Raw genomic sequence first — 12742 nt, forward strand, 5'->3', positions numbered from 1 at the left:
TTCCCCACCTGTAGCGGTCTGACGCTCACGTAATTCGGTTCTGGCGATGATCTTGTGGTCCGGGGCGTTAGGCGCTGAGCAGGATTCGGCGGCGTAGGAGATCGAAGCCGGCCCTGCCATACATTGATCGTTTTATGGTTTTGATTCTGTTCACGGCGCCCTCGACCGGGCCGGAGCTCCAGGTCATGGTCAGGCCGGCGGTGACTGCGTCCAGGTCGCGGCGTAGGCCGGTGACCAGGGAGTGCAGGGCGGGCAGGTTGTCGGCCTGCACCCGCAGCATCCAGTCGGGCAGGCGGTCGCCGCGGTGTTTGTTCATGAGGTCGGCGAAGTCGCGGACGTGGCCGGCGACGGCCTGCAGCTCGGGACAGCTGGCGAGTACGTCGGTGAGTTGGGTGTGTTGGTCGGGGGCCAGGTGCTGCGGGTTGGTCATGATCCATCGGGTGATGTGCCGGGGTTTCGGGACCGCTGGCCGCATCGGCTGCGGTGCGGCGGGGGCGGCTGCCCGCAGGGGGTGGAGCCAGCGGCGGATGGTCTGGACGCTGCCGGTGAACCCGAGTGCGGTCAGCTCGGCGTGCAGGACGGCGGCGTTGGTGACGCCGGCGGCGAACCGGCTGGTCAGGTGCTGGGTGTGGCCGTCGAGCAGACTGGTCCGGTTGACGGCCTTGGCCAGGAGTTCGTCGAGGCTGGTGGCGCGGGCGAAGCGGCGCACGGTGGTGCGGTCCAGCTCGAGCTGCCGGCAGATCTCGGCCAGAGAGGCACCGTCGGCCAGCAGTTGCTGCACCGCGGTGTAGCGCTCGCGGGTGCGCACGACCAGTGACCGTTCACGACCGCACACGTCGAGCGACCCGTCCGGCTCAGCAGCCGGAGCTGCTGGTTCTGGCTCTGCGGCCGGTTCGGCGTCGCAGGCGGGCTGCGGCCCAGCATCGGGAACCGGGCTCGTGGCCTGGCCGGCTTCGAGGGTCATCGCGGCCCGCACACAGGCATGATGCGCGGTGACGGTCTTGTCCACGGCTTCGCCCACGTTGTGCCAGATGTGCCATCTGTCCGCGACTTGGATTGCATCTGGTGCACCCGCACGGGCGCCTTCCGCATAGGCGCCGGCCCGGTCCCGACAGATGATCTCCGCCCCGGGATGCTCCCGCAGCCAGACGGCGAGGGGGTCGGCGTCGCGACCTGGTAGTACGTCGACCGGCCGGTGGGTGTCCATATCCAGCAGCACGGTGCCGTAGACGTGGCCCCGACGCAGGGCGAAATCGTCGACGCCGAGCGCAGTGACCGTGCCCGGCTGCGGCAGCGGTGCCGCGCGCAGCAGGCCGAGCAGAGTGTCCCGGCCGACCGGCATGCCCAGCTTGCGAGCCAGCCGAGCGCCTGGTCGACCGGCCAGAGCGACTCCGATCACGGTCAACGCCGCCCGCAACGGCGGGCTGTATCGGGAGTGCGGGCTGGTCAGGCCTGGAATCTGTTCGACGAACGTGACCCGAGCACAGACGGCCTCGCGGCAGACGAGCCGCCGCACGAGCAGCCGGATCACGACCGACCGCCCGGCAAGGGCGGTGTCGGCCAGCCGCCGGTGGTAGCGGCCGTGCACCCGCGCCGATTCGGTACCGCAGTCCGGGCAGGCTACCCGGTCCCGGCCCGAGCGGGCCTCGATCACGATCCGGCCGTCGGCCTCGTGGATCCCGTCGATCGTGACCTCCGCCAGATGCGGCAACAGCCGCTCAAGATCGCACCGCGGTCAAGTATCAGAGTCCACACCAGACAGAGGCCGACACGCCGACACCGACCACCACAAGATCATCGCCAGAACCGAATTACGTGAGCGCCGACAGCCAGGCACTCCGACGTATTGGCACACCAGGCGCCAAGCGGGTGGAAGCCATAACCCTTCTTGAAGGTGGCCGCCGCGCCCTGCTTGTCGCTGTGAGCGGTGATCAGCGTGGCGTCCAGATCGATGACCACCCACCCGGTCAACAGCTTGCCGGCCACGCTCAGCCATGGAAAGCCTTGCGGGCGGCGGGCCAGCAGCGCCCACACGTGAGCGCGGACCTTCGCCCGCGCGGTGCCGATCCGTTTCAGTGTCTTCTCGTCGAGGCCGGCCAGGGTCCGCCGGACGGTCGCCTCCGACGGCCGGCCACCGAAGACCAGGCCCTGATGGGCGAGCAACGCAATGTCGGACATGCTCGTGGCGCCGAGCACGATCACGACCGCCAACGAGATCAGAACCGTGCCGCGATCCCACCAGCCAGGACCATTACCGCGCGGCAGCACCTGGTTCAAACCCCTGGTCAGACCGGTCCGATCAGCGCATTTACGCAGCAAGACCGCGCCCGCGTGCCCGACCAGGCCCTTCCCGTCCGAGCTGACGATCAGCCGCTGATCCCATCCACTACTCTTACTCACCAGAAAGGTGCACCCTGCTCTGCTGTGGACATGGCGTAGACACCCACATCCTTGCAGGCCAGGTGCACCTTTCGCTTACCGCCCTCGATCAGTCAAATCCCCTCTGAATAGGGGAGGTTGAGTTGATCGGTTGAGCGTGGGCTGCTGTCCACTGTGGCGGTAGCGGCTGTCATGATCGTGGTGTGCAGCCGGACCCGCGACCTGACTCGATGGAGCAGCTTGTCGCGGTGGTCACCCAGTTGCAGGCTGAGGTGCAGCGGCTGCGGGTGGTCAACGAGCAGTTGCGTGCCCAGAACGCCGTGCTGCGTGCCGAGAACGCCGTGCTGCGGCGTCGGCTGGGGATGAACTCGTCGAATTCCTCCATGCCGCCGTCGTCGGACGGCTTGGCCCGCCCGCGTCCGCAGCCGGGGGCGAAGGCCGGCGGTCGGCGGCGAGGTAAGCAGCCCGGGGCGCCGGGGTCGACGTTGCGGCTGGCCGAGGATCCGGACCGGGTGGTGCAGCACCGGCCGGACCGGTGTGCCGGTCCGGCTTGTGGCGCCGATCTGGGTGATGGCCGCGAGTACGGGCGGCAGCAGCGGCAGGTGCTCGAGCTGCCCGATTGTCGTCCGGTGGTGGTCGAGCACCAGCTGATCGCGGTGCAGTGTGCCGAGTGTGCGCAGGTCAGCGAGCCGGTGGCACCGGCTGTGGTGACGGGCCGGGTGCAGTACGGCACCGGTGTCAAAGCCGCCGCGGTCTACGCGCGGGCCGCGCAGTTCCTGCCGTTCGCCCGGGTCGCCGGGCTGCTGGGTGATCTGCTCGGAGTCCGGGTGTCGACCGGGTTCGTGCACCAGGTCGTCGGCGAGGCGGCCCGCAGGCTCGGGGGCGTTCGTTTCCCGGACCGCGGCGTTGCTGCACGTCCAGCAGGTGCTGCACGCCGACGAGACCCCGGCGAGGGTCGGCGGCGGCTTCAAGTACGTGCACGTGGCCTGCACCCCTGAACTGACCTTGTTCCACGTCGGTGGCCGTGGCAAGGCCAACATCGACGCCGGAGGCGTGCTGCCCGGGTTCACCGGCACTCTGGTCCGGGACGGCTACGCCCCTTACCGGCACCTGACCGACGCCGATCACGCCTGGTGCGGGGCACACCTGATCCGCGACCTGTGCGGTGTGCACGAGTCCGACCTGGCCGGGCAGCAGTGGGCCGAGGTGATGGCCACGACCCTGCTGGCGGCCAAGAAGACGACCGAGCAAGCCACCGCAGCCGGCCGAGACGCGCTGTCGGCCGACGAGATCAGTCACTTGCGGGCCTGTTACGCCGGGGCGCTGGCCTACGGCCGCGAGCAGAACCCGCCCGATCGTGACGGCAAGCTGTCCAGGGCCGGGACGCTGATCGAACGCTTCGCCACCCACCGCGACATGATCCTGCGGTTCAATGTCGACCTGGCCGTGCCGTTCACCAACAACCAGGCCGAACGCGATCTGCGTCCGGTCAAGCTCCAGCAGAAGATCTCCGCGACCTGGCGCACTCTGCAAGGCCTGGCCGACTTCGCCACCCTGCGTTCCTACCTGTCCACCGCCACCAAACACGGCAAGGACGCCCTCGACGTGCTCGAACAGCTATTCACCACCGGACCATGGCTGCCGGAACCGGCAATCTCAAGCTGAATACGTACGCAAGGGACTCCCGGACTGAAGGGCTTAAACCATGGTAGAGATCACGTGGGGCGACAGTGCCGGCGAGACGGCAGCCGTTTCCGTCGACGAATTGAAAGGCAGGCTGATCGAGCTGGATCGGCTTGCTGTGGAGCGACCATTCATTGTCGATGTGACAATCGACAGCGGCGATACAATAAGCATTGCACTGGGTCGGGAAACGTCGGTTCTTAACTATATCTCGGCCTCAAAAATGCCTCCTTATCTTGTGAGTAAAGGTGGATCGCCGGCGCCCGACGCTGGCGTTGTCAGGTTCGGCTATTTCGGTTCAATGACAGAATTTCCGAATTGGCAAGCCATACCTAGGAGTGATGCATTGGAGGCGGTGTGCAGTTTTGTGGCTGCTGGAACTTTGCCGGAAAATGTTCTGTGGATTGAGGTATGACTCGCTCGCTGTTGAGTAAGCTCGAATTGCGGGGGTGGCGTTCTGCGTAGTGTATATCCAACAATGAAGTCAGGAGCCTCCGAGTCCCCACGAAAGGGCACTCATTGCGGTTGCTATCCCACGGCCCCGGCGTTGTTCCGGATTGAGGGGTTCTGTCCGTGTTGAGAACCGGACGAGGGGCGAGTTGCGGGACGAGCGCGACTCCTGATGATCTTTCGGGTGTCTAGCCTCGAAGTTCATCGTTGGAGTCGCGCTCGTGATGTCATCCTCCCTGATCGACCCTGTTGTTGACCACCTCGCCGACATGGCGTTGTGGGAGGCCGAACTCTCTGCGGGTTCGGCGCCGGCCGATCCGCTGCAGGTGGTGTCCCCGCTGGTGGCACGGTTGCGGCAGGTACCGGATCCGCGCCGGCTGCGCGGGTTGCGTCATCCGCTGCTGGTGATCCTGGTCTTGACCGCGTGCGCCACTCTCGTGGCCGGTAACGACAGCCTGACCGCGATCCGGCAGTGGGCGTCGCGGACCCCGCAGGACGATCTGCACCGTCTCGGGGCCCGCCGCAACCCGTTGACCGGCCGCTGTCTGGTACCTAGTGAACGCACGTTCCGGCGGGTCCTGGCCGCCGTGGACGGTGACGCCCTCGACACGGCGACCTGCGGCTATGCGGCCGACGTCGCCCGTGGCGACGCCCCTGCCCCGCACCTTCCCGCCGCCACCGGCGAGCCTGCCGAGCGGGAGCAACGCCGCGCCGCGTCCCGGGCGGTCACCCACCCGGCACCGGCCGGGTTGCTGCCCGCCGCCGCGATCGACGGGAAACTGCTACACGGCACCCGCACCGCGACCGGGCAGGTGTTCCTGGTCGCTGCGGTCACCCACGAGAAGGCGGTGATCCTGGGCCAGCGGCAGGTCGCCGACAAGCGCGGCGAGACCACCGTCACCGAAGATCTGCTCGCACCGCTGGACGTGTCCGGGATGCTGCTCACCCTGGACGCTCTGCACACCAGCAAGAAGACCGCCCGGCTGATCACCGGGCCACTGAACGCCCACTACCCGCTGATCCTGAAAGGTAATCAGCCCCTCGCGCTGCAGGCCGCCCAGGCGCTGCTGTCCGGCAGCGACACCGAGTTCGCCGACCGCACCGACATCGACTCCGATCGTGGACATGGGCGCACCGAACGCCGCACAATCCGCGTCGCCGCCTGCGACGACACCCTGTTCCCCGGCGCCCGGCAAGTGTTCCGGCTACGCCGCGATACCGGCGGCCTCGACGGGCAACGCACCAGCAAACAAATCATCTACGGCATCGCCAGCCTTGACCCCGAGCAAGCCGGCCCACAGCACCATGTATGCCGCGAGCATGAATTCCGAGACGGCCGATGGCATAATGGAGATCGTGGAGCAGCTCTCTGTTGATGAAGATGAGACGGTGAAGCCCGCGGCAGAAGAGCTTCGCAATTTGTTATCCGAAGGGCTGTGAGGCTTATTCAGCGAGCATTCGGTAGAAGTGAAGGCCAATTACGCAAGAGATGGTTTCAGTGAAGGTCTTCAGTGGGCGGCGGTAGTCGGTATGCATGATTCGCCAGGTCTTGAAGTTGGCGATCACCTGTTCAACAATCCACCGAATCTTGTTGACCTATCGATTGTATTCCTTCTGCCACTCCTTAAGATCCCCTCCCTGGGGCTTCTTGTATGGAGTGAGCATGTCGTTGCCGACATATCCTTTGTCGCCCGTCCAGTTCGCCACGGCCGTTTCAACATCATCTTGTGAGGCCGAGGATGGTGAATGGCCTGGTCATGTTGCGGTTGGCCCATCGGGTGGCTTCGGTGATGTCTGTGCGGCCGGCGAGGCGTAGGGCGTTGATGGCGAGGTTGCGGAGGGAGGCCAGGACGCGGGGTCCGGAGCGGGTGCGGACGCGGGAATGGTCCTCGCGGTAGTAGGTGTCCCGAATCCAGTGCAGGGACTCGATGGCCCACTGGCTGCGGTTGAACGTGGCGAGGTCGGCGGGGCCGGCCTGGTCGGGGGTGTGGCTGGCGATCCCGAGTTGCGCCGCCGCGGTCTGCTTGCCGTTGCTGTGAGTGACGTAGCGTTCGATCAGCCAGCCCTGGCGGACGTGCGGGAACGGCAGGCCGGGCGGGGCGGGCAGGACGCGAATGGTCAGGCGGGTCGTCCGGCCGTGCCCGGTGTCGGTGCGGTGGTGGGCGATCGGGGTGGCGGCCCAGGGCAGGGCGTTGATCGCATCGAAGAGGGCCTGCCGGTTCTCTTTCACCGGCAGGACGAACTGGCCGCCGCGGGAGCAGATCAGGGCGCCGGTGGCTTTGACGGTGTGCAGCGCGTCCGCGGTCACGGTCACCCCACGCAGATCCAGGGTCCCCAACAGGGCTCGGGCGGTGGCCGGTTCGCTGCCCTTCGCACCATCGGTCGGCGCCTGCGCGACGACCACAGCGGCCGCACCGGGTGGTGCCGGGCCGGCCAGGGCGGACAGCAGGTGCAGCTGATCACCGTCGGCGTCGACGGCGCCGCGGACGGTCTTACCGTCCAGACGCGGCTGCATCTCCACCCCAGGCGCCGGGGACGCCTGAGTGGTGGTCCATTCGGCGATCACCGCGTCGAGAACATCCGCGTCGCTGTCCGTGCAGACCCGCCAGATCGTCGAGCGTGACGGCAACCCCACCGGCGGGCGGGCCCCGACCCGCAGATACAAGCTCCGCATCACCTGCGCCGGGACGTCCGTGACCCAGCCCGCCATTGCCGTATAACTCTTCGACCCCGCTACCGTCGCCGCGGCGGCCAGCGCGAGAACAACCGCGACGGGCCGATCACGGCCCTGCCCTGATCGGCCGTCACCCACCGTCGGCAACAACTCCAGCAGACCATGACACGAATGCGTGAACGACACGCCCCCGCCCGACGGCAGGCACGATGGATCGACAGCGGGAATGACAGACTGCAACACGACGAAGCTCCGGGTGGATCAGATCCTTGAGAAGACCTCGTCCCAACGGTCACATCGATCTTGAAACGGCCGTGGGTTGATGGTTTAGGAGGGGGTTTTTGCACGCGGATATTATCGTTGATGCGGTACGTAGATGGTGTGATTCCGAATTCTCATCCGCGGTTCGGGATTCGGGAATCAACAACTTCGAGAGTTCGTTGGCATCTGTTCAAGCGGTTCGTGTGATCTACCTTAGGCGTCAGCGTGATCTTCAACCGGACTCTGCTCTCGCGGACCAGGTGGCTGGTATTCTTGAGTCGCTTGATAAGTTCGATGGTGATTCTTTTAGGATGATCCGTTTTGATACTAATGACGGTCGCAAAGGAATCGCTATTGCGACCGATTCTGAGGTGCCCGTATATGCTTTCCCTATTTTGGTGAACGCGGGATGAGGGCTTTTCTTGGCAAGTCTGCTATTCGATGATGGCTGTTCAGGTGCTGAGCTTTTCGAGGCTCACTCGCTGTGTAGCCAGCCCACGAACATCGCCGTTGCCGCAGGCGCAGGGCGATGCCCGGGAGTGGGTCAGCCAGCGTTGCTCTGATGCTGATCCCGATGCCGGAACGAAATCGCGGTGACGCCGATATTGCCGGCGCCACCGCGTTGAGTATTCGGTACTCAGTACCGGAACCCCGCCACCAGCGCATTCAGCTCGCTCGACATCCTTGCCAGTTCCCCGGTCGCCTGCCGGGTCTCCGCCACCCCGCGGCTCGTCGTCTCCGCCGCCTGGGCGACCGCCGTGATGTTCGCGGCGATGTCGTTCGTGCCGCCGGCAGCCTCACTCACGCTGCGGTTCATCTCCGCCGTCGTCGCCGTCTGCTCCTCCACCGCGGACGCGATCGTCGTCTGGAAGTCGCTGATCCGGGCGATCACCGCGGAGATCTGCGCGATCGCCGCGACCGCACCCGTCGTATCCGCCTGAATCGCCTCGACGCGCTTGCCGATGTCCTCGGTCGCCCGCGCCGTCTCCTGCGCCAGGTCCTTGACCTCGGACGCCACCACCGCGAAACCCTTGCCCGCATCCCCGGCCCGCGCCGCCTCGATCGTCGCGTTCAGTGCGAGGAGGTTCGTCTGCGCCGCGATCGACGTGATCACCTTGATGACGTTGCCGATCTCCGCCGATGACTCGCCCAGCTTGCTCATCGTCTGCGACGTGACCGCGGTGATGGTGACCGCCTCCGCGGCCACCCGCGCGGCTTCGGCGGCGTTCTGGGAGATCTCGCGGATGGACGCGCCCATCTCCTCGCCGCCGGCCGAGACCGTCTCGACGCTGCGGGACACCTCGTCAGCCGCGGCCGAGACGGCCTTGGCCTGGACGGATGCCTCGGTGGCGGAGTCGGCGATCTGGGCGGCGGTGCTGCTCATCTGCTCGGCGGCGCTGGCCAGCGAGGTGGCGGAACCGTCGATGGTCTTGACCGTGCGGCGCAGGTTGTCGACGGCGGTGTCCAGGGCGGCGGCCATCTGGCCGGTCTCGTCCCGGGACGTCACGCCGGTCGTGCCGGTCAGGTTGCCCACGGCCAGGCCCTCGGCGACTGCCTTCACGCTCACCAGCGCACGCACGATGCGGCGGGACACGATCACGCCGAGGCCGAGCGCCACGACGGCGCCGACGATCATCACGATGATGGAGGTGAGGCGGCCGGAGGTGTAGCCGGCGGTGGCGGCCTCCGCCTTGGCGGCGGCGTCGGCGGTCTCGGCGGCGTCGAGTTCGGCGAGGTTGGAGTCGACCTCTTTCATCAGGGGGCTGACGTTCGCGTCGCGGATGGCGGCCCAGGTGGCCACGTCGCCGGCTTCGGCGGCGGGGAGCAGGTCGGTCTCGGCGACGGTCAGATACTGCTCCCAGGCCGCGTCGAGGTCGTCGATCGTGTCGGGGCTGCCGGCCGGGTCGCCGTCGCGGTAGCCGGCCATCGCGGTGGCGTACGCGTCGGCGTGCTCCTCGAACTCGGTGGCGTACTTCTCGCGGTCCGCGGTGGTTCGGGAGATCGCTTCGTTCGCGGCGGCCAGGCGGGCCTTGTAGATCTCCGACTTGATCTCGCCGACCGACCTGATGTTGGCGACGCTGCTCTGGTAGATCCGCTCGGCGGACTGCGCGGTCTCGTGCAGCTTCAGCAGTCCGACGCCGCCGACCGTGACGGCGGCCACGACTCCGGCCACGGCCGTGGTCAGGATCTTCTTGTTCAGGCTCATATCGTCGAACCGGTTGCGCCGGGACGAATCCATGTCGATGCCTCCAGGCATGGGACAGACGTGCAGGGGGATGCCTGTGCCCTATCGCCCCGCACACCCCGGATCCGAGCGGAAACCCCGGAGACCCCGCACACACGCCCGGAGACCGCGAACACACCGCAACAGACCCGAACCCACCCGGCCGCCCCGAATCCACCGCGCCGCCCCGAACGCATCCGGGCTGCCGCGAACGCATCCGGCGGGGTCGAATACGCCCCGGAGACCCCGCAGCCACGCCCGGAGACCGCGAACACACCCCAACGCCCCGAACCCACCCGGCCGCCCCGAATCCACCGCGCCGCCCCGACCGCATCCGGCGGCGTCGAACGCATCCGGCTGCCCCGAACGCATCCGGCTGCCCCGAATCCACCGCGCCGCCCCGAACGCATCCGGGCTGCCCCGAACGCATCCGGCTGCCCCGAACGCATCCGGCTGCCCCGAACGCATCCGGCGGCGTCGAATACGCCCGGAGACCCCGGACGCGACCCGCAAGAGCCGTGAGCACGATCCGCCCCAAGAGGCCCGACTACGACCCCCACAAGCCCCGGACACCGAAGAGCCGGTCAGCCCGTCTCCACGATCCGCCGCAGTGCGCGCAGCGCGTAGTGGGTCCGCGACTTGACCGTCCCGACCGGCACGTCCAGCGCCTCGGCCAGCTCCGGCTGCGACAACCCCTCATGAAACAACCCCACCAGCACGGTACGGTGCGTCCGGCTCAGCCGTGGCAACGCGCGCCGCACGGTCTGCGCCGCCACCACCGCCTCCGCCGCGTCGCCGTCGGACGGCAGCCGGGACAGGTCCACCGCCCCGACCTCCACCGGGCGGTTGTTGCGCAGCCGGACCACGTCGATGGTGACCCGCCGCGCCACGATGAACAGCCACCGCCGGCGCGGCTCCCACCCGTCCGGCAGGTGGTCGACGTGCCGCCACGCGCGCAGCATCGTCTCCTGCAGCAGGTCCTCGGCCTGTAGCCGGTCCCCGTTCGCCAGCCGCATCAGGAACTTCATCAACGACTCCGCGTGCTCGGCGTACAGCTCCGCGATGAGCGTCTTCCTACCGTCGTCCGTCGCCACAGCGCCCCTCCCCAGGATCGGTGGCAGCCTAGGGAGGGGTACTTGACGAACTCTTGAGATCGGCTAACCGCCGTGGGTCAGCGTCTCCCACGCCACGAACAGGTTGTTCGTCCCGGCCGGCCGGCCCTGTGCGACGAGTTCGCCGGTGCGCTCGCCGCCGAGCGCCGCGTGGCCCACCTCGAGGACCGGCCCGAGGCCGAGCGTGACATTCCCGCCGCACAGGCTCTCCGGGACGTCCGCACCCAGCTGGTACGCGGCGTGCAGTTCCATCGCGGCGCGCACCCTCTCCCCGTACCGTGGCCAGAGATCTTGACCTTGAATGCGTGCGGTCTCCAGCACGTGCGTGATCGCGGAGAGGCCGTATCCGGTGTGCGTGAAGTCGCGGCACGTCTCCTGGGAGAGGCCGTCGGCGAACGTCCGCTGCCCGTGCCAGTCTGCCTCGCCGCACCGTGCGACGCTCACCGGCGCCGGCCCGTCCGACGTGAGGTACAGGTAGGCGGGCACCCGCTCCGCGAACATGGCCATCGCCCGGTCGTAGTTGAACCGGTCGTCCAGGAACACCGAGATTCCCACCGCGGCCTCGATCATGCTGAGTTCCCAGTTGCCGTTGCTGCAGGAGCCGTCGATCACCCGCGGCAGATATACCGTACGGAGCATGGTCGCGAACCGGTCCACCTCCGGCCACTCGACGCCGCCATAGCGGATGATCTCCGCCGCGCGCGGCCAGACCGAACCGGCCCACCCGGCCTGTAGCGGCGCGTTGCTGTTGCTGTGTTCCGAGAGCACCGCCGACCACGCGTCCATGATCTCGATCGCCTTCGCGGCGTACCGGTCGTCGCGCGTGACATACCAGGCCAGCGCCAGCGTGTACGCCGCGATCGCGTCCTCCCGCTCGTCCGTGCACCCGTTGTTCGGCCGCGAGTACGACCCGCACTCCACGGTCGCGCGCGGCTTCGGCGTGCGGCTCAGCGACGCGTACCGGCTGGCCATCATGTCCTCGTAGGCCGCCGTGGACACCCGCGAGCGCACCAGCTCCAGCCGTTCCGCGTCCACCAGCACGCCGGGATGCACGAACCCGCCGGGATCCGCTTCCGTGAAGGAATCGATCTCGAACGGCAGCCCGTAGACCTCCCAGCGCAGCGGTGGCTCCAGGTCGAGATTCCCGTCCCGCAGGAACACGCGCTGCGCCGTGTCGACCCTGCTCGTGTCGTGGTGCGCCGCCTCCGACCGCATCGCCGCGACCCGCGCGTCCAGGAACGCCTCCAGATAGGCCGTCTCGTCGCCGCCCCGCGACGGCGGGTCCGCGACCTCCAGCGCGGCCTCCCGGATGTCGCCGAGCCCGGCACCCGGCCCGTGCGTCACGATCGCGTCGTAGTAGGCGAACTGCCCGAGCGCGCGCAGCCCGTCCTCGCGCGCCTGCGCGACCGCCGGCCCGAAGTACGTCTCGTCCCGTTCCGCGTCCTGCGCCGCCCGGAACACCGGATCCGCCGCCGCCGCCCGCCACGCCTCGGCGAACCCGGGGTCGAGGCCGTCGTGCGAGTCCGTGCCGTTCACCGCGCGCATTGCCGGAAGGTACTCCGCGAGGCCGTTCTCCGGCGCCGCCTCGGTGTACCGCTCGACCACGTCCAGCATGTCGCCGGTGCCGGAGCAGAAGCCGATGATCCCCGCGGTGTAGCCGCGCCCGTCCCCGATGTCCTCGATGTAGCCGTACTGCTCCTCCCACTCCAGCGACGAGTTCTCCGCGCTCGACACCAGCCGCATCGCCACGTCCTTCAGCGCCGGATCGTCCAGATCCGCGACCGCGGCCACCGCACCGTCCCGCGCGACCGCCACGAACGCGACCGGCCCCAGCACCAGCGCCACGGCCAGCCCGGCCAGTAGCGCCCTCCTCCGAAAAGTATTCACACCCGTCACCAACGGACCGGCCCGGAACCCGGCTCACGGCCGAAGATCAAGAGCATGCAGAGGCGGATTTCC

At 68.0% G+C, this 12742-nt stretch carries 11 protein-coding genes; 4 read left to right on the forward strand and 7 right to left on the reverse strand.

What is annotated here, in order from left to right:
* Window positions 1-67: 67 nt before the first annotated feature.
* Together J2S43_RS11080 and J2S43_RS11085 are read right to left on the reverse strand one after the other, a co-directional pair.
* Window positions 68-1654 (reverse strand): ISL3 family transposase, encoded by a 1587-nt coding sequence (locus tag J2S43_RS11080; RefSeq protein WP_442320064.1) that lies wholly within the window; start codon window positions 1652-1654, stop codon window positions 68-70.
* A gap of 140 nt (window positions 1655-1794) precedes the next feature.
* Window positions 1795-2400 carry a transposase gene (locus tag J2S43_RS11085; protein WP_306828798.1) on the reverse strand — a complete coding sequence of 202 codons (606 nt, stop codon included), beginning with the start codon at window positions 2398-2400 and terminating at the stop codon, window positions 1795-1797.
* Window positions 2401-2609: 209 nt separating this feature from the next.
* Between J2S43_RS11085 and J2S43_RS11090 the strand changes: the two genes are divergently transcribed.
* The 4 genes from J2S43_RS11090 to J2S43_RS11105 all read left to right on the forward strand — a co-directional run bounded on the left by J2S43_RS11090 (window position 2610) and on the right by J2S43_RS11105 (window position 5888).
* Window positions 2610-3377, forward strand: a complete 768-nt coding sequence (locus tag J2S43_RS11090; protein WP_306828799.1) for a DUF6444 domain-containing protein — start codon at window positions 2610-2612, stop codon at window positions 3375-3377.
* On the forward strand, window positions 3304-4044 hold the full coding sequence (locus J2S43_RS11095) for an IS66 family transposase (protein WP_306828800.1): 741 nt from the start codon (window positions 3304-3306) through the stop codon (window positions 4042-4044). Before J2S43_RS11090 ends, J2S43_RS11095 begins: the two co-directional genes overlap by 74 nt.
* 40 nt (window positions 4045-4084) lie before the next feature.
* Entirely contained in the window at window positions 4085-4477 is a 393-nt protein-coding gene (locus J2S43_RS11100) for an Imm1 family immunity protein (protein WP_306828801.1), read from the forward strand.
* Between the two features lie 259 nt (window positions 4478-4736).
* Window positions 4737-5888, forward strand: a complete 1152-nt coding sequence (locus J2S43_RS11105; protein WP_306828802.1) for an ISAs1 family transposase — start codon at window positions 4737-4739, stop codon at window positions 5886-5888.
* A 67-nt stretch (window positions 5889-5955) separates the two neighbouring features.
* Here the strand turns inward: J2S43_RS11105 and J2S43_RS42190 are convergent, their stop codons facing one another.
* The 5 genes from J2S43_RS42190 to J2S43_RS11130 form a co-directional block, all read right to left on the reverse strand.
* Window positions 5956-6078, reverse strand: coding sequence for a hypothetical protein (locus J2S43_RS42190; protein WP_018802293.1), 123 nt, complete (start codon window positions 6076-6078; stop codon window positions 5956-5958).
* A gap of 154 nt (window positions 6079-6232) precedes the next feature.
* The gene (locus tag J2S43_RS11115; RefSeq protein ID WP_306828804.1) at window positions 6233-7429 is read right to left on the reverse strand and encodes an ISAs1 family transposase; all 1197 of its coding nucleotides are present in this window, start codon (window positions 7427-7429) and stop codon (window positions 6233-6235) included.
* A gap of 655 nt (window positions 7430-8084) precedes the next feature.
* Window positions 8085-9686 carry a methyl-accepting chemotaxis protein gene (locus J2S43_RS11120; protein ID WP_306828805.1) on the reverse strand — a complete coding sequence of 534 codons (1602 nt, stop codon included), beginning with the start codon at window positions 9684-9686 and terminating at the stop codon, window positions 8085-8087.
* 569 nt (window positions 9687-10255) lie between these two features.
* Entirely contained in the window at window positions 10256-10765 is a 510-nt protein-coding gene (locus J2S43_RS11125; protein WP_306828806.1) for a sigma-70 family RNA polymerase sigma factor, read from the reverse strand.
* A 63-nt stretch (window positions 10766-10828) separates the two neighbouring features.
* A complete protein-coding gene (locus J2S43_RS11130; RefSeq protein WP_306828807.1) occupies window positions 10829-12670 on the reverse strand; it encodes a chitosanase in 1842 nt (613 codons plus the stop codon).
* Window positions 12671-12742 lie beyond the last annotated feature (72 nt).

Source organism: Catenuloplanes nepalensis (assembly GCF_030811575.1).
Taxonomy (GTDB): Bacteria; Actinomycetota; Actinomycetes; order Mycobacteriales; family Micromonosporaceae; genus Catenuloplanes; species Catenuloplanes nepalensis.

Bases quoted from the DNA above. Each gene is read 5' to 3' on its own strand.
- J2S43_RS11090 (WP_306828799.1), top strand. From the start codon at position 2,610: ATGGAGCAGCTTGTCGCGGTGGTCACCCAGTTGCAGGCTGAGGTGCAG.
- J2S43_RS11100 (WP_306828801.1), top strand. From the start codon at position 4,085: ATGGTAGAGATCACGTGGGGCGACAGTGCCGGCGAGACGGCAGCCGTT.
- J2S43_RS11105 (WP_306828802.1), top strand. From the start codon at position 4,737: ATGTCATCCTCCCTGATCGACCCTGTTGTTGACCACCTCGCCGACATG.
- J2S43_RS11120 (WP_306828805.1), bottom strand. From the start codon at position 9,686: ATGGATTCGTCCCGGCGCAACCGGTTCGACGATATGAGCCTGAACAAG.